We start from the raw sequence: 19,518 nt of genomic DNA on the forward strand, positions 1-19,518 counted from the left end.
AAACTTCAAGAAAAATAAAAAGGTAAAATCCTGTATAGGCGAGCTATTTTTTATATAGGTATATTTAAAGGAATATTTTGTTTATCAGAAAATTAAGTTAGAATAAAATGAAAGAAAGGGGAGGGGAGTATATGATTATAAAAAGTTATGTAGGATATGAGTTAGAAAAAGCGAAACCTAATACATCAGAAGATTTTTTTAACAGATCTGAAGTGACATATATATTAAATGATAAAGAGAAAACTTTTTCGGTTTTATACGTTCGATATTTTGAAGAAGTTTTACAAGAAATTAATCCTTTTGAAGGAAATCCAGTGTATAAAGTAGAAGAACAAAACATATATTTGCGCGATATTGTAGCGATATGTTGTTTAGTGAAAGACAGGGAGCTTCGTGCGAAAAAACGTTTGTATTTAAATAATATGGAAGAATTTCAACAATATTTTGATGAGGGAACGGTGTCGAAAGTACAAGAAATATTAACTGAATTACATAAAAATAAAAGAGTAGAAATAGCGTGAAATGGCAAAGGAGAGAGAAAAAATGTCTAATTTGATGGTTGAAAATCAAACAGAACAAGTTTCTATATTTTTAGAAGATGCTATTAATTTGATAACCAATTATGTGAATTATCATACGTTACCTTCTTTATTAGAGGAAACACCAGCAGGGAATGAGCGATATTATAAAGGGTTATTAGCATCAATGAGACGACTTCTCGTTTTTTGCGAAGAAGGACAGGATGCATGTCTTGTTTTGTTGAATAGTCAGCCATTTCGAAAAACAGCAGCTGAAAAAATTTTATATAAGATTTACCATCAAGTAATTGCAGAGTTTTTTTCACCGAAGAGTGATCATTGGTATGAAAATAGTCGGTCTGCATATACAGGGAAAAATTCTATCGTTTTTCAACAAACACCACCTGTATCTTTAGAGCAAGTGATGAAGAGTTTAGAAGGTAAATTTCAATTGATGCGTGAAGAACTAGAATATTATGAGACCGATTATCAGACAAAGATGTTACACAAATATTGATTGAGGAAAAGAAGCTAAGGTGACTTAGCTTCTTTTCCTTTTGTACAGTTATATAAGGGATTTTCATTGAATATAGTTAAGTGGATAGCATTAGGGAGGTGCAACATGAATCAACCAGGTGTATTTACAGATTACTTTCATGAAGTAGAAAATTGGTGTGAAAGTGTTCTTCACGTATTAGATAGCCGTGCAATGGAAGTGTATGATGTCCATATGCTTGCTTATAAAATTCAGACGTTATTAGAGCGTATGAAAGAGCATGAGTATGAAACAGATGCAGAGTTTATGTATGAAATAAGCGATGATGTAGAACATATTCAGCATCACTTGCAGGAAGTATTTATGCAAGAAGAAGAATATGAATTATACGAAAGAGGGGATAGTGAACGAGCTGTCCCAATTGGAGGACATACACTCCCGCCATTACCTTATCCGTATAATGCATTAGAACCGTATATTTCTAAAGAAATTATGATATTACATCATGATAAACATCATCGGAGTTACGTGGAAGGGTTAAATAAAGCAGAGAAGATGATGGAAGAAGCGAGAAAAACAAATAAATTTGATTTAATTAAGCATTGGGAAAGGGAAGCGGCTTTTCATGGGTCAGGTCATTACTTACACACGATATTTTGGAATAACATGAAAAAAGACGGTGGTGGAAGTCCAAGAGGAGCTTTTTCACAACAAATTGAAAAAGATTTTGGGAGCTTTTTACGTTTTCAAAAACATTTTACAGAAGCGGCCTCTAAAGTAGAAGGTTCAGGCTGGGCAATTCTCGTTTGGGTGCCCCGGTCTGGAAGGTTAGAAATTTTGCAAAGTACACTTCATCAATTATTTACACAATGGGATACGATACCGCTCCTTGTACTAGATGTCTGGGAACATGCGTATTATTTACAATACCAAAATCGAAAAGATGAATATATTAAAAACTGGTGGAATGTTGTAAATTGGCCTGATGTAGAAAAAAGGTTTGAAACTGCGAAACAAATTGAATGGACACCATATTAGACGCAAATTCTCTGCGTCTTTTTTAATGGAAGTAGAAGGAAGATTTCGTTCATATTTTAAAAGGCCAAGCATACACTTGTACAAAAAGTGCCAAAAGGACGTGGGGGGAAATATGAGACGAATTTGTATAATCATTACGCTTCTTATGATGTATGCAAGCGTTATGCCGATTCCTACATATGCAAAGATGAACAGCAATGTCAGTGCTCGAAATGCTGTATTAATGGAGCAACAGTCTGGTCGAGTATTATACGGAAAAGCAGAACATGAGCCTCAAAAAATTGCTAGTATAACAAAAATTATGACCGCTTTGTTAGCTGCTCAATCAGGGAAGATGAAAGAAATGGTATCAGTTAGTAATGAAGCGGTGAGGGTGGAAGGATCGGCAATCTATTTAAAGCCTGGACAAAAAGTGAAGTTAGAAGATTTAGTATACGGACTCATGCTTAGATCTGGTAATGACGCAGCGCAAGTAATTGCTGAAAGTGTGGGTGGGAGTATAGATGGATTCGTATATTTAATGAATCAAAAAGCGAAAGAAATTGGAATGAAAGATACGCACTTCTCAAACCCCCATGGCTTAGATGGAGATGGATCACATTATTCATCGGCTTACGATATGGCATTATTAACGAAATATGCAATGGGAAACGAGACATTTAAGAAAATTTTCGGAACTAAAACGTATAAATCAGATTCTTGGGATTACCCGTGGAAAAATAAACATAAGCTGGTAACGTCTTATTATGAATTTGCAACAGGAGGAAAAACAGGCTTTACGAAGAAAGCTGGGCGAACGCTTGTGACAACGGCATCAAAAGGTGGACTAGATTTAATTGTCGTAACTTTGAGTGCTTCTAGTGATTGGGATGATCATATGAATTTGTTTGATAAAGGTTTTGAACGTTTTAAACAAACGAAAGTTTTAGGACAAGGAGCAATTGCTGAAATAAATGAAAAGAAGTATGCCAACCATGTTTATACGAAAAATAGTTTTTCCGTGCCGTTAACTGAAGAGGAAAGAAAGAACGTATTATTAAAAGTTGAACTCGATAAAAGTATAAAGCTTGAGGATGGAGTAAAGGTTGGAAAGACAGATGTTTATGTTGGCAATGAGAAAGTTGGGGAACGGAATTTATTTTATAGTAAACGGAAGTTAGTAGCTACAACAGGACTTTACTGGAATAATGTGAAAGAAATTTTTTCTTACATGATAGGTGTTGGGAACGATGGTTAATCTCGTATGGGTAGCGATGGCTGTCATTGGGATTGTATACGCCATGATAAATGGAACGATGGAAGAAGTGAATAAAGCTGTATTTGACGGAGCAAAAGATGCGGTAACGATTTGTATAGGACTTATTAGTGTTTTAGTATTTTGGCTCGGTTTAATGAAAATTGCAGAGGAAGCCGGATTGTTAAAAAAATTAGTTACACTTTTTATGCCGATAGTAAAAAGGTTGTTTCCAGAAATACCAAAGGATCATCCGTCCATGGGATTTATTCTATCAAATATGATGGCAAACTTTTTTGGTCTAGGTAATGCAGCAACCCCTCTTGGCATTAAAGCGATGGAACAACTGAAAGAGTTAAATGGAGGAAAGGATTCGGCGAGCCGTTCTATGGTGACGTTTCTAGCATTAAATACATCAGCTATTACATTAATTCCTACGACAGTCATTTCGATTCGAATGACGTATGAATCAGCGAATCCTACTGAAATTGTTGGGGTAACATTTATTGCACAAGTACTTTCTATGATTGGAGCAATTTGGATTGACCGCTATTTTTACCGAAGAAGGAGTAGAAAGGGGCGGAAAAAATGAGTATTGTAAATACAATTTCCTTATGGGTAATCCCTTGTGTAATTGGTTTTATCCTTTTATATGGCACGATAAAGAAAGTGCCGACGTATGAATCGTTCGTTGAGGGAGGAAAAGAAGGGATTCAAATTGCAATTTCTATCTTACCATTTATGGTTGGAATGCTTGTGTCTATTTCTATATTCCGGTCTTCAGGTGCGTTAGACGCAATGATATCGGTAATGAAGCCAATGTTAGATTTAATCCATGTTCCAGCAGAAATTGTACCATTAGCACTTATACGCCCTATTTCAGGCTCTGCTGGTTTAAGTATTACGACCGATTTAATTGCTACATATGGGCCAGATTCTTTTATTGGGAGATTGGCTTCTACGATGCAAGGGAGCACAGATACGACTTTCTATATTTTAACTGTATATTTTGGAGCGGTTGGGATTAGAAAAATGGGGGATGCACTAAAAGTAGGACTTTTTGCAGATTTAATCGGGATTATATGCTCAATTGTATTCGTTTCTTTATTGTTTCAGTAATACTATTCATTTTTTACACTATTTCGCTTATAATACGTATACGACCACTATTAAGGTGTAGAGCTTAATAGTGGTTTTTTTATGTGGTGTTTTTGACAAAATGATGAACTTTTATTGTGAGAAATATGAAAAATATGGACAATAATAAAGGGTAAAAACATGATTTGACCTTTATATGTTTATTATCATCGCTATGTTGTTTAAGTAAGATGAAGCGAATAGCCGTAAAGCGTATGCGGTTGCCAAGTCTTTCTAATGTAAGGTAAGATAAATTCGAGGTGAAAAAAAGAAATGGAACGATTACAAAAAGTGATTGCGCAAGCAGGTATTGCATCGAGAAGAAAGGCTGAGGAATTAATTCAGCAAGGAAAAGTGAAAGTTAATGGGAAAATAGTGAAGGAGTTAGGGACAAAAGTAACTCCTCAAGATAAAGTAGAAGTAAATAACATCCCTCTTGAAAAAGAAGAACCTGTTTATTTTTTACTATATAAACCAACTGGCGTAATTTCAAGTGTATCAGATGATAAAGGAAGAAGTGTTGTAACGGACTTTTTCCCGGAAATTACACAACGTTTATTCCCAATCGGACGCTTAGATTATGATACGTCTGGCGTATTATTAATGACAAACGATGGGGACTTCGCAAACGTATTAATGCATCCTAGATATAAAGTTGAAAAAACGTATGTTGCAAAAATAAAAGGTCCATTAACAGGTGAGAAAATTCGCATGTTAGAACGCGGTGTTACGTTAGAAGACGGTAAAACAGCACCAGCACGTGTGAAAATTATTTCTTGGGACAAGCGTAAAGAGATGGCTATTGTACAATTAACAATTCATGAAGGACGTAATCGTCAAGTACGTCGTATGTTTGAAGCGTTAGACTGTAAAGTAGTGAAATTAAAACGTGAACGTTATGCTTTCTTAGAAGTAGGAAGCCTGCGACCTGGTGATGCGAGAGAATTGACACCACATGAGGTGAAACAATTACGCGCACTTGCTTCTACAAAGCCAAGATAAGCTATAGAGTTAAAAATTCACCAGTGGAGTGCTCTGCTGGTGATTTATTCATACAACATTTACAGAAGATAATACATAACATGTACCGAGGAGAGGTAATATGAAGAAAAATCGCTTATTATTTCGCGTTACTATTCTACTCATTTTATGTGGTGCTGTAGGATTTACCCTTTATCAAGGATTCTTTGCTAATAAAGAGAAAATGCAAATCGGAAAAGAAGCACCTAACTTTGTTGTGACGGATTTAGAAGGGAAGAAAATTGAACTAAAAGATTTAAAGGGAAAAGGTGTATTTTTAAACTTTTGGGGCACGTGGTGTAAACCTTGTGAAAAAGAAATGCCTTATATGAATGAATTATATCCAAAGTATAAAGAAAAAGGCGTTGAAATCATAGCGTTAGATGCAGATGAAACGGATATTGCAGTAAAGAACTTTGTGAACCAATATGGTTTGAAATTCCCAGTTGCCATTGATAAAGGACAAAAGATTATAGGAACATATGGCGTAGGTCCATTACCGACAAGTTTTTTGATTGATAAAGATGGAAAAGTAGTGGAGCAAATTATAGGGGAACAAACGAAAGAACAGTTAGAAGGGTATTTAAAGAAAATTACTCCGTAATAAAGAAAGCCTTTACATAAGAGGTGCGTGCCTGTAGCGCCTCTGGTTTAAAAATTCTGAGTATTGCGGTAACTTGAGGTTAGAATATACAATAGTACATATAGATACAGGGGCGGTGAGAGTGTTGAAAGAAATTAAATGTGAATGTGGACATGTTAATCCGATAGGAACCGTTTTTTGTGAAGCTTGCGGGAAACCATTTGAAAGCAATGAAAATACAAAACTATTGGATATGCGCTATGAGGGGAGTGCACGGAGATCTCTCACGCAGACAAAAACGATAGTCGATAAAATTTGGAGTTTTTTCTCTTCTGTAAAAGTGGGTGTATGGCTAATCGTAATAACTTTAGCTGCATCAGCGATAGGAACTATTTTTCCGCAAGAAATGTACATAACTCCAGGGATTGCACCAGCTGAATATTATAAACAAGAATACGGATTTTTAGGACAATTATACTATCAATTAGGGTTTAATAATTTATACGGTTCATGGTGGTATATGATTTTGATTGCTTCTATCGGTATTTCTCTTGTGATATGTAGTTTAGACCGCGTTATTCCACTTTATAAAGCTTTAAAAAAGCAAGGCGTAAAAAGACATCCTAGCTTTTTAAAGAGACAGAGATTATATGGGACTGGTACACCGCAAGATGGTGACCTGGAAAGAGTGCAAAAGAATTTAAAGAAAAGAAACTATAACGTGAAAGTGGAAGACGGAAACGTTTTAGCAGAAAAGGGACGCTTCTCGCGTTGGGGTCCATATGTGAATCATATCGGTCTTATTATCTTTTTATTCGGTGCGATGCTTCGTTTTTTACCGAGTATGTACGTAGACGAAGCACTTTGGTTACGTGACGGTGAAACGAAAGAAATACCAGGGACGGATGGACAATACTACTTAAAAAACGAAAAATTTATAAAAGAAGTTTATGATAAAAGTAAGGACAAGGAAGTTTTTGAGGAAGCGATTGATCGTGTAGGCGATAAAATGATTGCGAAAAACTTCCAAACGAATGCCGTATTATATAAAGCAGTAGGAGAAAATATAGCAGGACAAAAACCGAAATTAGAAAAAGTAAAAGAAGCGGAAATTCGAGTGAATGAACCACTGAAATTTGATCAATTTGCAGTGTATCAAGTGGATTATAAAGAAAGTGAATTTAAAAGTATGTCCTTTCACTTGCAAAATAAAGAAAATAATCAAAAGTGGGGACCGATTAAAGTAGATTTAACGAACCCTAAGGAAAAATATGATTTAGGAAATAGTTATTCTTTAGAACTATTAAGCTATTTTCCTGATTTTTATTTTGATGAGAATGGAAAACCAAATACAAAAACGAAATTACCAAACAATCCTGCATTTGTATTTAAAATGTTTACACCTGAAACGCCAGATGGTGAAGTGAGTTTTGTTGGTATTCAGCAAAATATAGAACCAGATGGGAATAACAAATATAAAATGTCCTTCGCAGGTGTGGAAATGCAAAATGCAACAGCACTTACTGTAAGAAAAGATTTAACGCTTTGGATTCTCGGCATTGGAGGATTTATATTTATGGTTGGTGTCATTCAAGGTATGTATTGGAATCATCGCCGTATTTGGATACAACGTGTTAATGATGAATGGTGGATTGCAGGGCATACAAATAAAAATTGGTTCGGTTTAAAGAAAGATATTGAAAGAGTAATAGAAGGTACAGCAATTCCACAGCCAAATGATAAAGTAATTGATAAAAAAATTAGTTAAGGTGGGGAAACGATATGGTGCAAATAAGTAGTAACTTTCTCTTTACCGCATTTATTTTATATTTAATTGCGACTCTATTTTTTGGGGGAGCCATTAAAGAAAAGGGTCATAAATGGGCAAATGTAGGAATAACGATTACAATTTTAGGGTTTATAGCACAAACAGTATATTTTGTTACAAGGTGGATTGCATCAGGGCATGCGCCAGTTAGTAACTTTTTTGAATTCGGTACATTTTTCGGCATGATGCTTGTAGGAGCATTTATTGTCATGTATTTTATGTACCGTGTAAGTATAATCGGACTATTTGCATTACCAGTTGCGCTTTTATTAATTGCCTATGCAAGTATGTTTCCGAGGGAAATATCTCCGCTCATTCCATCTTTAAAAAGTAATTGGTTACATATTCACGTGACGACTGCAGCAGCAGGACAAGCAATCTTAGCGATTAGTTTTATTACGGGCGTTATGTATTTATTGAAAAATGTAGATCAATCAACGAGAAGCAAACGTACATTTTGGTTAGAAACGGTCGTATTCACGCTTGTTTGTACGGTTGGGTTTATTGGAGTGACAACGGTATTTTCTAGTATGAAATATGAAGCGAAGTTTCAATGGATTGATAAAAATGAACAACAACTGGAAATGAAGTACAATCTTCCGGCCTTAGTTGGACCGCATGAAGGGAAGTTACTGACAGAAAATAAATTAGAACCGGCAGTTGAAGTTCCAGCGATTGTAAATGCGAAAAAATTAAATACTGTTATTTGGTCAGTGTTAGTAGGAACGTTACTGTATATTGTATTAAGACTTGTTTTACGGAAGCGAGTATCGGCGGCACTTCAGCCGTTAGTAAAGAATACGAATAGTGATCTACTAGATGAAATCGGATATCGATCTATTGCAATTGGATTCCCAGTTTTCACATTAGGTGCATTAATTTTTGCGATGATTTGGGCACAAATAGCGTGGACACGTTTTTGGGGCTGGGATCCAAAAGAGGTTTGGGCACTTATCACTTGGCTCTTTTATGCAGCAGTATTACATTTACGCCTATCAAAAGGATGGCATGGAGAGAAATCAGCTTGGCTTGCAGTAATTGGTTTTGCAATAATTATGTTTAACTTTATTGTAGTAAACTTAATTATTGCCGGTTTACATTCATATGCATAGAGAAATAAAATAGGAGAGTGCATGTCACTTTCCTATTTTATTTTTGTCAACTTTTCTTCTTTTTTGAGAAAAACATGACAAAGTAGCGGTTGATTTTGTAAAATGATGTCGAGGACATTATATGCTGTTCAAAAAAAATACATAGTTTTGGAAAAAAATTGAACAAAATTTATTATTCTTGTGAAGCATAATATGGGAAGTGAAACATTTAGAAGATTGCTTAAATAAACGAGAATAGCGCAACATAATAGTTAAAGAAGGGTAGGTGTGAACCGCTGAGGTGAGAGTGCGCAGCGGGTAGAGATGGAAAATGAATCAAGAATTTTAATTGTAGATGATGAGGATCGCATTCGTCGTTTATTGAAAATGTACTTAGAAAGAGAACAATATACGATTGAAGAAGCAGATAATGGTGATACAGCTTTAGAAATGGCGTTGCAAAATGATTACGATTTAATCTTATTAGATCTTATGATGCCTGGTAAAGATGGCATTGAAGTATGTAAAGGGGTTCGTGAGAAGAAAGCGACACCAATTATTATGCTGACAGCAAAAGGTGAAGAAGTAAATAGAGTACAAGGATTTGAAGTTGGAACAGATGATTATATTGTAAAGCCATTTAGTCCACGTGAGGTCGTACTACGTGTGAAAGCGGTATTACGCCGTGCTGTACCAACAACATTCTTTACACAAGATACAACGACAAAAGATGTTACTGTATTCCCGCACTTAACAATTGATAACGATGCACACCGTGTTACTGCAGATGGTAATGAAGTAAACTTAACGCCGAAAGAATATGAGTTACTATTATTTTTAGCGAAAGCTCCTGATAAAGTATTCGATCGTGAGCAACTGTTAAAAGAAGTATGGCAATATGAATTCTTCGGAGATTTACGTACAGTTGATACACATGTAAAACGTTTACGTGAGAAGTTAAGCAAAAAATCACCAGATGCAGCGAAAATGATTGTTACTGTTTGGGGTGTAGGTTACAAATTTGAGGTTGTGAACGACTGATGCTTTGGAGAAGTGTAGTAGGGAAGTTATGGATGACCATATTACTTCTCGTTTCGTTCGTGCTTGGATTTGTTGCGATTTTACTTTCACAGTTTTTTAGAACATACTATGTTGATATGAGTGAAGCTAGGCTTCAAAAAGTCGCAACAAGTGTTTCAGAGTTAATTGAAGAAGGTGCCGATGTAAAAACGATTGAGAATATCGCTTACAAATTCTCTGATCCACTTTCAAGGATTATTATTGTAGAAGATGGTAAAGAAATTTCTTCTTCACCGAAACAAGAAGGATTAGTCACTCTTACAATGGATGACTTAAAAGAAGATAAAGAATTAGCGGCTGTGTTTACAGACAAAAAAGAAATTAAGAATAACATTAGAAAAGCGTCTAATAGTAGGAAGAATAAAAACACCGAAAATGATATTATGATCGTCGGAAAACCAGTGCAATCAAAAAATCAAAGTGCAGTGTTCGTATATGAATCTTTACAAGTACCGATACAAGGTATGGAAAGAACGACTGATTTTATTTTCTTATCGGCTGGAATTGCGATTATATTAACAACTTTCTTTGCGTTCTTCTTATCTACTCGAATTACAGCACCACTTCGTAAAATGCGTGAGGTTGCTTTTGAAGTGTCGCGTGGGAAGTTTGATGCGAAAGCTCCTATGGTATCTCAGGATGAGATTGGTGAGCTTGCAACGGCCTTAAATCAAATGGGAAAACAGTTGAAGTTTAATATGAACGCCTTGCAACAAGAGAAAGAACAGTTAGCTAGTATTTTAAGTAGTATGGCAGATGGGGTTATTACATTAAATCAAGAAGGTGAAGTTGTAGTAATCAATCCGCCGGCCGAACATTTCTTACAAGTTTGGCAAGAAGAAAAAGAGATAGAGCTAAGTAAAAAACTACCTTCTGAACTTGTGGAACTATTCCATCTTGTTGTAGAAAGTGAACAACAACAAGTTGTTGAAATTAATTTACAAAAAGGGAACTATGTAGTTCTTATGACGCCGCTTTACAATCAAACGAAAATTCGTGGAGCTGTAGCGGTACTGCGAGATATGACGGAAGAACGCCGTCTTGAAAAGATGCGTCAAGACTTTATTGCGAATGTATCGCATGAACTTCGTACACCAATGGTAATGCTGCAAGGGTATAGTGAAGCGATTTTAGATGATATTGTGCAAACGAAAGAAGAAATTAATGAGTTTGTTCAAATCATTTATGATGAATCCGTTCGTTTAGGTAAACTTGTAAATGAATTATTAGATTTAGCACGCATGGAAAGTGGTAATGTAGAGTTACATATAGGTGAAGTTGATATTCATCCTTTCGTTGAAAAAATAGGTCGTAAATTCCAAGGGATTGCAAAGGATAAAGAGGTCGCGTTAACGGTTGATTTCAAAGATCCAATTGAACAATACCCGTTTGATGCAGATCGTATGGAACAAGTATTGACGAATTTAATTGATAACGCAATACGTCATACAAACGCAGGCGGACATGTAACGCTTGTAATTGATACGAAAAATAATGGCCTCATTTTTGAAGTACAAGATTCGGGTGCAGGCATTCCAGAAGAGGATATTCCATTTTTATTTGATCGTTTCTATAAAGCTGATAAAGCAAGAACACGTGGGAAAAAGGGTGGAACAGGACTCGGGCTTGCGATTGCGAAAAATATTGTGCAAGGCCATGATGGTAAAATTTCTGTATCAAGTGTTGTTGGAGAAGGAACTACATTTTCTGTCTATTTACCGAATCGTATAATTTAGATATGTGTTTTTAAAGTTGATAATGAATAAAGTTCTGCTGTTTTTTATTTTTTTGTAAACTCAATTAAATAAAGAATGGTAGAACTTTTTTCTATGTTGCTCGAATAAAGAATAACAAGAGAGGTGCTGTGAAGAAATGAAATTATATACAAAAACAGGAGATAAAGGAACGACAAGTGTAATAGGCGGTAGGGTTGATAAAGATGATATCCGTGTGGAAGCGTATGGAACAATAGACGAGGCGAATTCTCATATCGGATATGCAATGACTAAGCTTCAAGGCGGGACTTATAGAGATATTTACAATGAGCTCGAAAATATTCAACATGAGCTATTTGATTGCGGAGGAGACTTGGCAATAGTGGAACAAAAAATTCCTTATAAGGTGACAATTGAGATGGTTGAAAGCTTAGAAAGAAAGATTGATTTGTATATAGAAGAAGCCCCGCCATTAGAACGCTTTATTTTGCCAGGAGGTAGCGAGGCGGCGGCTACTATTCATATTGCACGTACTGTTGTAAGGAGAGCAGAACGCTCTATAGTATCATTGCAAAAAGAAGTGAAAATAAATGAAGTTGTCTTAAAGTATGTAAATAGATTATCTGATTATTTGTTTGCAATAGCTCGAGTAATAAATGCTCGATTACAAGTGAAAGATGTGGAGTATAACCGTAGTGCATTAGTTTTTCGTGATAAGAAAGAGAAGGAAGTGGAGTAATTCACTTTCTTTTTTTTTGTATACTTTTTTCTGTAATATACCAAAATAGAGAAGGTATAGTGGTAATTAGAAAACGGAGGATGTATATGAAAGTTTTAAAATGCGGCGTCATGCTATTGAGTATACTGTTTGTATCTCAATTACATGTTTATGCAGAAGAAAATCGATGGACATGGCCTGTTGAAGGTCAGATAAGTGATTATTTTGGGACAAGGCATGGAAAACACTATGGTATTGATGTAGCTGCGCCAATTGGAACGCCTGTGGCAGCTATCCAAGATGGTAAGGTAACGAGGTCTTATTATTCGAGTAGTTATGGAAATGTTGTATTTATTAAACACGGAGAATATGAGGCTGTATATGCACATTTAAATAAGAGATATGTGGGACAAGGAGATTATATTTCAAAAGGAGAAAAAATTGGAGAAGTAGGGAACACGGGAGAATCGCGAGGTGCACACTTACATTTAGAACTTCATCAAGGAAGATGGACGATGGCGAAAAAGAATGCGATGAACCCATTGCTTGTTTTAAGTGAACAAAGAAATGAAGTTGTTTCTTCGTCATTATATGTCGTACAAAAAGGGGATACTTTAGTTAGTATTGCACGGAAATTTAGTATGACACTTAAGGAAATTAAAGAAAAAAATGGATTGCAGCAAGAGCTAATTTATCCTAATCAACAATTATATGTTAAGTAAAGGAAACGTCTCAAAAATTAAACTTTGAACAAATTTATGTTCTTCTTAAATAATGTTCAATGTAAATGAAATTATATGGGCGCTTTTGCTAGAACTATTGAGTGAATCAGAGCATCTATATCTAAAAGAAAACCGTCCCAAAGTTTATTTTGGGACGGCTTCTTTTACCAAAAAATAAAGACACATATAAATCCAGAAATAGCTAAATAGCTATACAAGTAAAAAACTTTTGTTCTTGTTTTCTCTTTTGTTCGAAACAGTACGATAGTCGGTTCAATTAAACCGATTGTCAAACAAAGTAGGCCAAGAAGCATACAACCAATCGAAATAGAATACAGGGCGATTTGTGGTGCTTGAAATGGAATCATCCATTTTAATAAAAATGCAATAAGTGCAGTGTAACAAATACTACCGATGTATTTATTCAGTGGTGTATTAGAACGAAAACCAGGAAGTTTTTTTAAGAAAGAGCGGGAAACAACTTCTGTTTGTAAAGATGTATGCTCTTCAATAATTTTTTGGGCTTCTTTTCCTTTTTGAAAAAGAGATAAGATCCAATTTCGCTCACCCTGAAAAATAAATTGAGAAGTTGTCAAATAGTGATCAATCTTCACTTTATTCCAACTCTTCCACGGATGACGCTCACACAATTTTAATTTACTTTCTGTTTTTTTATCATACTGATAAATACTTATGCCATCTTCATCGAAAGTAGCATAGTATGTCTCATTTGAGAATGTGCCTAAATCAATTGGGCAGTAGAAAAGTAATTCTTTTTTTAAGTAAAAGTATTCTTTTCTTAAGTTTTTTTTCATTGCTTCTCGAATAGAATGTCTCTTTTCTTTTTTCATGACATTTCCTCCATAACTCAGAAAATGTTCTTATCTTAACAATTCAATATCTTATCACTTTTAATTATATATGACTAGGTAATCCAAAAGAGAAATGCCGAATAATAAAAAAATATGGATTGTATTGTAAAATATCTCGCAATTTATTTGTTGTTATGAAAAATAAATAACTAATTTTAAATAAGTTACAATTTTTTAGTTCACAATGTTATGAGGTTGTTGTATAATGAAGGGGAAAATAGAATATCGGTCTATCTTCGGGGCAGGGTGAAAATCCCGACCGGCGGTGATGAACTATTTATGATTTTGTTCTAAGCCCGCGAGCCGTTAAGGCAGGATTTGGTGTGATTCCAAAGCCGACAGTATAGTCTGGATGGGAGAAGATGGAGGTTCAAGCGTTCAAAAAAGATATGGATTTGAACGTCTGTTTGATGTGCCTTAAATTCTCCCTTTGTGTAAAACACAAAGGGTTTTTTCGTTCTATGAAAAACAGGCATAGCAGAACCTTTCCACTTTCCATGAGATGATCGATGGAAAAGGAGAGAGAAAGATGAAACAAAAAAACAGTGTAGTGCAGATGGTGAGTGTAGCGATGCTAAGTAGTATTGCATATTTACTAATGATGTTGGATTTCCCGTTCCCAGGGCTTCCGCCATTTTTGAAAATTGATTTTAGTGATGTACCAGCTTTAATTGCAGCAATTATCTTTGGACCAGTAGCAGGAGTGATTGTAGAGGCGATAAAGAACATTTTACATTACGGGATTCAAGGGAGTTTAACGGGAGTACCAGTTGGAGAAATTGCAAACTTTATTGCAGGATGTTTATTTATTGGACCAGCAGCTTTCTTATTTAGAAAGTATCGTACTGTGAAGAGTTTAACTACAGGATTAATGCTAGGGACAATTACAATGGCACTTATTATGAGTGTATTAAACTACATCATCATATTCCCGGCTTACACTTGGTTTTTAAATTCACCGGCTATGTCTAGCGAAACCATAAGAACAACGGTTGTAACGGCAATCTTACCATTTAATTTAATTAAAGGGATTGTTGTAACAATTGTATTTGTAGCATTATTCTCACGCCTGAAAGTATGGGTGTTTGCAAAAATGAAAAATGCATAATATATATTAAAACCATTAGTAGTGTGAAACTACTAATGGTTTTTTATTAAGGAAAATAAAATTTAGATACAAAAAATGCCCCTCATCAATATGAGGGGCATTTTTTGAAGTTAATAAAAGACTATTCGAATTTTAAAGCGTCTCCGTCGAATGATTCGTCAGCAACTTTAATTGAGTCAGTTGGACAGCCTTCGAATGCATCCATCATATCTTCAATTAATACATCTGGAATTTCAACGATACCTTGGTTATCATCTAATGTTACAAATGCAATACCTTCATCATCATAGTCATAAATGTCTGGTGCAGCAGCGCCACAAGCACCACATGCAATACAAGTATCTTTATCAACGATTGTATATTTTGCCATCTTTTTTCCCTCCTGATAATATGTATGTGAAAAGCTCGCCATAAAAATTATAACCTTATTGTAAAACGGTTTGTAAAACTTTTCAACATAAAATTATAATGATAATGCTTATCAATTAGAGTGTCAACTTATTTTTGAATTATGTCATAAGATTTTCAAAATACGTAAATATGATTTCGTTTGATACAATAGACTATATACAAGTATATAGTTCTTATATGATAAGTTTAATGAGCGACAGTAGATAGTGTAATTGTACTGAAAAGAATGAAGTTAAGATTGGAAGGTGGAAGCGGTCATGCAAATACAATATACTTTGTTGCATTGTTTAAAACAATTGAATGGTGAGAGAACCGTTTCTTCTATTTATTATTTACTAAAGGGCAAACGTTCTTCGCAAACTTTACAAGATGGAAATATGTTCCGAATTTCATTTTTGTTCGGAATATATAAATCATTGAATAGAAATGACTATGATGGTGAAGTTGCAAAGTTGTTGCAAGCGGATTTTATTCAAGAAATACATGAAAATACATATGTGTTAACACCTACGGGTAAAATGCAGTTACATAAATGGGAGGAAGTTTATGCTTTTCCAGCACATTTGCATGGTTTACATTACGGTGAATTAGGTGAAACATTTTGGAAAAGATTATCATTGATTATTCAAACCATATCCAATTTACAACAGAATAATACGAGGTTTATTCCAATTCAGCAAGATACAGAAATAATGATGTGGGTGAAACGTTTTCTAACAGGAAGGCCATATAAGAGAAGTGAGTTGGCGAGAAAACTATGGACGGAAGTACAGAATCTTTTAGAAAATAGTAATGCGATAGAAGCGACGATTGTAACATATCGATTAACGGGTTATGAACGTATTGGTTGTACATTGCAACAATTAGCAGAAATTACGAAACAAGATATATTCAGGGTGTATTTTTTATTTTGGGGTACAATGCATTTCTTTATACAAGAAGTTCGTGATAAAGAAAATGAATTTCCACTATTAGCTGAAATTATATCTTATCCAAATGAGAGAGCTGAATTATTTAGTTTATCCACGAAAAAAACATATAATTTTTGGAGGCAAGGACGTTCTTTAGAAGAAATAGCGACGATTCGGAATTTAAAGGTTGCAACGATAGAAGATCATTTTGTTGAAATTGCTTTGCGAGAAAAAGATTTTTCTATTGAAATGTTTATGGAAAAAGAAAAGATAGACAAAGTAATAAAAGTAATTGAAGCATTGCAAACGCGGAAGTTACGTGTTTTGAAACAAGCGGTTGGAGAAGATATTTCTTATTTTGAAGTTCGTCTTGTATTAGCGCGGATGGAGGGTGTAAATGAAACTTGAAGAATATTTATATAAGTGGTTTGGATATTCTGAATTTCGTCCAGGTCAAAAAGGAGTAATTACAGATTTATTAGAAGGAAAAGATGTGATAGCAATGCTTCCGACTGGAAGAGGGAAATCTATGTGCTATCAGTTTCCAGGGCTTATGCGAGAAGGAACAGTGCTTGTTGTATCACCGTTATTATCTTTAATGGAAGATCAAGTGACACAATTAAAGTATGTTGTGAAAAACCGAGTAATAGCATTTAATAGTTTTCGGACATTAAATGAAAAAAGAGAAGCGATGAAAAAATTATCTTCATATAAATTTATTTTTGTTTCACCAGAGATGTTACAGTCGGAGTTATTAATTAGGGAATTGAAGAAAATTCATATTTCATTATTTGTTGTTGATGAGGCTCATTGTATTTCTCAATGGGGTTATGATTTTAGACCGGACTATAAAAGACTAAATGTAGTTATTAAAAATATTGGTTCTCCTACAGTATTAGCATTGACAGCCACAGCGACAAAAGGGGTACTGCAGGATATCGCAGATAGTTTAAATTTAAAGGGTGCTGCGGAACATGTATACTCTATTGACCGTCCTAATATTGCAATGGATGTGCAATTTGTAGAGACGATAGAAGAAAAGAAAGAGACGCTTTTAGAGCAGGTGATGTATTTACAAGGGCCGGGGATTGTATATTGCTCAAGTAGAGCGTGGACAGAAAGGTTAACGGAATACTTGAGAGGGAAAGGTGTTACTGGTGTAGCTTTTTATCATGGTGGTATGGAACATGAAGAGCGTATGTTAATTCAACAGCAGTTTATGAACGATCAATTGCAACTTGTAATATGTACAAGTGCATTTGGTATGGGGGTAAATAAGGCGAATACGCGATATATTATTCATTTTCATTATCCAACTAATATAGCTTCTTACTTACAAGAAATCGGAAGAGCTGGAAGAGATGGCGAACCGAGTATAGCTATTTTATTATGTAGTCCGTTGGATCATGATTTACCAATTTCAATCATTGAGGATGAATTGCCAAGTAAGTCACAAATACAATTTTTATTTTCTTTACTACAAGAAAGAATGTTTCAAACGAAAGAATTACCAATAGAAGATGTAGAAGAAATTTGTTATAATGCAGCAAGATTTAATGAGCAATATTGGCGTTTCGTTCGTTATCATCTCGAACAGGTTGGAATTATACAACAACGAAGATTATTATTAGAAGGTTTGTCAGATGAAATCATGAACCGATTAATAGCTGAAGTAGAAATAAGGTTGCGTAATAAATATAGTGAGCTAGAAAATATGAAGTCATGGATACAAGTTAAAGGATGTAGACGTGAATATGTGCTGCAACAGTTCGGTTATAAGAAAGAGCAAGAGTTAATTAATTGCTGCGATTATTGCGGTATTACAAAAGAAGATTATAAAAAAAGACGAGCGCAACAATCGGATTTCGACTATAATTGGGAAACAGAGTTACAAAAGCTTTTCGGCCTAGAAAAGATGGAGGAATGATGAACATTCAAAGGCATAATGTTGAAGATATGAGTCCGCAGGAAATAAGGCTGAATCTATATATAACACAGTTAATTATTATCGGTATTGGCTGTTTACTGGCATATATATTATTTCAAGATGTAAAAGAAGTCTTTAATTTATGGAAATGGGAACCAGTATCTATACTTATTATAGGTGGTTTGTTAGCGATTGGTATTGTGTTATTAGATTATGTTGCAATGCGAGTGTTTCCGGAGTCTTGGTTTGATGATGGTGGTATTAACGATAAGATGTTTCGAGGAATGTCCGTTCTGCATTTACTCGTTATTACGTTCTTAATTGGTTTTGCAGAAGAGTTTTTATTTAGAGGTGTAGTGCAGACTCATTTTGGAATTGTAATTGCGAGCTTCGTATTTGCAGTGTTACATATTCGTTATATAACAAAGCCATTTTTGTTTTGTTTCGTCTGTTTCATTAGTTTTGTCTTTGGTTATGTATTTGAATGGACAGGAAATTTGTTTATAACAATCTTTGCACACTTTCTTGTTGATTTTATAATGGGACTCCAATTAAGAAAATAAATGGAAGGTGGTGGTGAACAACATGAGGAAACGAATTCCTGATTTTGAAGAGGAATTAGAAGTTGAGCGAGTGGAAGAAAAAGAAAGTTTACCGCCGCGTAGTGAAATTCATAGAAATAAAGAGAAAAAACAAAAGTTTAAAATAAATCACATTTTCGTCCGGGTTTTAACATTTCTATTCATTCTGCTGCCAATTAGTATTTTGTGGTACACGGATAAATATATTCAGGTGAAGGGTGATAGTAATAATGCCGGAAAAAGTGCGTTTGAAGTAATCTTCTTTGATTCAGCTAAATCTGAGTCGCAGAAACAGTCTGAAAAAGTAATAACGCATACTGTGAAAGAGGGAGAAACTTTAGAAAGTATAGCGAAGCAATATTTTTCAGATGGAAATGGAATTGAAGTAATTAAAAAGTATAATAACTTGCAAGAAGATGAAGTGAGTGCAGGTCAAGAATTAAAAATTCCGATAAAAGATAAGTCCACAAAGCAAGAAAGCTAGTGAGTTAAGCGATCACAGTTTGTTATAAAAGCCTAGGATTATCT

21 protein-coding genes and 1 riboswitch are annotated in these 19,518 nt (G+C 34.8%); of the genes, 19 read left to right on the forward strand and 2 right to left on the reverse strand.

Annotated features, from left to right (window positions below):
* The first annotated feature begins 131 nt into the window (after positions 1-131).
* The 14 genes from CGQ22_RS17730 (at position 132) to CGQ22_RS17795 (ending at position 13,180) form a co-directional block, all read left to right on the forward strand.
* The gene (locus CGQ22_RS17730; protein ID WP_000584657.1) at positions 132-521 is read left to right on the forward strand and encodes a hypothetical protein; all 390 of its coding nucleotides are present in this window, start codon (positions 132-134) and stop codon (positions 519-521) included.
* Positions 522-543: 22 nt separating this feature from the next.
* Positions 544-1,035 (forward strand): YpuI family protein, encoded by a 492-nt coding sequence (locus CGQ22_RS17735; protein WP_000067558.1) that lies wholly within the window; start codon positions 544-546, stop codon positions 1,033-1,035.
* A gap of 105 nt (positions 1,036-1,140) precedes the next feature.
* Entirely contained in the window at positions 1,141-2,052 is a 912-nt protein-coding gene (locus tag CGQ22_RS17740) for a superoxide dismutase (RefSeq protein WP_001075447.1), read from the forward strand.
* Between the two features lie 112 nt (positions 2,053-2,164).
* On the forward strand, positions 2,165-3,289 hold the full coding sequence (locus CGQ22_RS17745) for a D-alanyl-D-alanine carboxypeptidase family protein (RefSeq protein ID WP_001252607.1): 1,125 nt from the start codon (positions 2,165-2,167) through the stop codon (positions 3,287-3,289).
* Positions 3,282-3,878, forward strand: a complete 597-nt coding sequence (spmA, locus tag CGQ22_RS17750) for a spore maturation protein SpmA (protein WP_000247811.1) — start codon at positions 3,282-3,284, stop codon at positions 3,876-3,878. Before CGQ22_RS17745 ends, spmA begins: the two co-directional genes overlap by 8 nt.
* Positions 3,875-4,405 carry a spore maturation protein SpmB gene (gene spmB, locus CGQ22_RS17755; protein WP_000029514.1) on the forward strand — a complete coding sequence of 177 codons (531 nt, stop codon included), beginning with the start codon at positions 3,875-3,877 and terminating at the stop codon, positions 4,403-4,405. Before spmA ends, spmB begins: the two co-directional genes overlap by 4 nt.
* Positions 4,406-4,696: 291 nt before the next feature.
* Positions 4,697-5,425: a 23S rRNA pseudouridine(2605) synthase RluB gene (rluB, locus tag CGQ22_RS17760; RefSeq protein WP_000440556.1), complete on the forward strand. Its 729-nt coding sequence runs from the start codon at positions 4,697-4,699 to the stop codon at positions 5,423-5,425.
* A 100-nt stretch (positions 5,426-5,525) separates the two neighbouring features.
* Positions 5,526-6,047 carry a thiol-disulfide oxidoreductase ResA gene (resA, locus tag CGQ22_RS17765; RefSeq protein ID WP_000742212.1) on the forward strand — a complete coding sequence of 174 codons (522 nt, stop codon included), beginning with the start codon at positions 5,526-5,528 and terminating at the stop codon, positions 6,045-6,047.
* Positions 6,048-6,168: 121 nt separating this feature from the next.
* Positions 6,169-7,794 (forward strand): cytochrome c biogenesis protein ResB, encoded by a 1,626-nt coding sequence (gene resB, locus CGQ22_RS17770; protein ID WP_000910550.1) that lies wholly within the window; start codon positions 6,169-6,171, stop codon positions 7,792-7,794.
* 14 nt (positions 7,795-7,808) lie between these two features.
* A complete protein-coding gene (gene resC / locus CGQ22_RS17775) occupies positions 7,809-8,966 on the forward strand; it encodes a cytochrome c biogenesis protein ResC (RefSeq protein ID WP_000250081.1) in 1,158 nt (385 codons plus the stop codon).
* Between the two features lie 303 nt (positions 8,967-9,269).
* Positions 9,270-9,986 (forward strand): DNA-binding response regulator ResD, encoded by a 717-nt coding sequence (gene resD / locus CGQ22_RS17780; RefSeq protein WP_000426861.1) that lies wholly within the window; start codon positions 9,270-9,272, stop codon positions 9,984-9,986.
* Positions 9,986-11,761: a sensor histidine kinase ResE gene (gene resE, locus CGQ22_RS17785; RefSeq protein WP_000964680.1), complete on the forward strand. Its 1,776-nt coding sequence runs from the start codon at positions 9,986-9,988 to the stop codon at positions 11,759-11,761. The genes resD and resE overlap by 1 nt, the downstream gene beginning before the upstream one ends.
* A gap of 136 nt (positions 11,762-11,897) precedes the next feature.
* Positions 11,898-12,479, forward strand: a complete 582-nt coding sequence (locus CGQ22_RS17790; RefSeq protein WP_000781272.1) for a cob(I)yrinic acid a,c-diamide adenosyltransferase — start codon at positions 11,898-11,900, stop codon at positions 12,477-12,479.
* 86 nt (positions 12,480-12,565) lie between these two features.
* Positions 12,566-13,180 (forward strand): peptidoglycan DD-metalloendopeptidase family protein, encoded by a 615-nt coding sequence (locus CGQ22_RS17795; protein ID WP_000866118.1) that lies wholly within the window; start codon positions 12,566-12,568, stop codon positions 13,178-13,180.
* A 164-nt stretch (positions 13,181-13,344) separates the two neighbouring features.
* Here CGQ22_RS17795 and CGQ22_RS17800 read toward each other — a convergent pair whose 3' ends face one another.
* Positions 13,345-14,031 (reverse strand): hypothetical protein, encoded by a 687-nt coding sequence (locus CGQ22_RS17800; protein ID WP_000711797.1) that lies wholly within the window; start codon positions 14,029-14,031, stop codon positions 13,345-13,347.
* Positions 14,032-14,280: 249 nt separating this feature from the next.
* A riboswitch (FMN riboswitch) is annotated at positions 14,281-14,420 on the forward strand.
* Between the two features lie 161 nt (positions 14,421-14,581).
* Between CGQ22_RS17800 and CGQ22_RS17805 the strand changes: the two genes are divergently transcribed.
* Positions 14,582-15,160 carry an ECF transporter S component gene (locus CGQ22_RS17805; RefSeq protein ID WP_000810857.1) on the forward strand — a complete coding sequence of 193 codons (579 nt, stop codon included), beginning with the start codon at positions 14,582-14,584 and terminating at the stop codon, positions 15,158-15,160.
* 121 nt (positions 15,161-15,281) lie between these two features.
* Here CGQ22_RS17805 and CGQ22_RS17810 read toward each other — a convergent pair whose 3' ends face one another.
* On the reverse strand, positions 15,282-15,530 hold the full coding sequence (locus tag CGQ22_RS17810; RefSeq protein WP_001151993.1) for a ferredoxin: 249 nt from the start codon (positions 15,528-15,530) through the stop codon (positions 15,282-15,284).
* Positions 15,531-15,828: 298 nt separating this feature from the next.
* Here CGQ22_RS17810 and CGQ22_RS17815 point away from each other — a divergent pair, with 298 nt between their 5' ends.
* From CGQ22_RS17815 to CGQ22_RS17830, 4 genes are read left to right on the forward strand one after another with little or no spacing between them, the layout of a single operon-like run.
* Positions 15,829-16,890: a YpbB family protein gene (locus tag CGQ22_RS17815; protein WP_089149045.1), complete on the forward strand. Its 1,062-nt coding sequence runs from the start codon at positions 15,829-15,831 to the stop codon at positions 16,888-16,890.
* Positions 16,880-18,409, forward strand: a complete 1,530-nt coding sequence (gene recQ / locus CGQ22_RS17820; RefSeq protein WP_061883931.1) for an ATP-dependent DNA helicase RecQ — start codon at positions 16,880-16,882, stop codon at positions 18,407-18,409. Before CGQ22_RS17815 ends, recQ begins: the two co-directional genes overlap by 11 nt.
* On the forward strand, positions 18,409-18,972 hold the full coding sequence (locus CGQ22_RS17825) for a CPBP family intramembrane glutamic endopeptidase (protein WP_001025780.1): 564 nt from the start codon (positions 18,409-18,411) through the stop codon (positions 18,970-18,972). Before recQ ends, CGQ22_RS17825 begins: the two co-directional genes overlap by 1 nt.
* A 22-nt stretch (positions 18,973-18,994) precedes the next feature.
* Positions 18,995-19,474: a LysM peptidoglycan-binding domain-containing protein gene (locus CGQ22_RS17830; RefSeq protein ID WP_001231556.1), complete on the forward strand. Its 480-nt coding sequence runs from the start codon at positions 18,995-18,997 to the stop codon at positions 19,472-19,474.
* The last annotated feature ends 44 nt before the right edge of the window (positions 19,475-19,518 follow it).

This window comes from Bacillus sp. M13(2017) (assembly GCF_002218325.1).
Lineage (GTDB): Bacteria > Bacillota > Bacilli > Bacillales > Bacillaceae_G > Bacillus_A > Bacillus_A thuringiensis_K.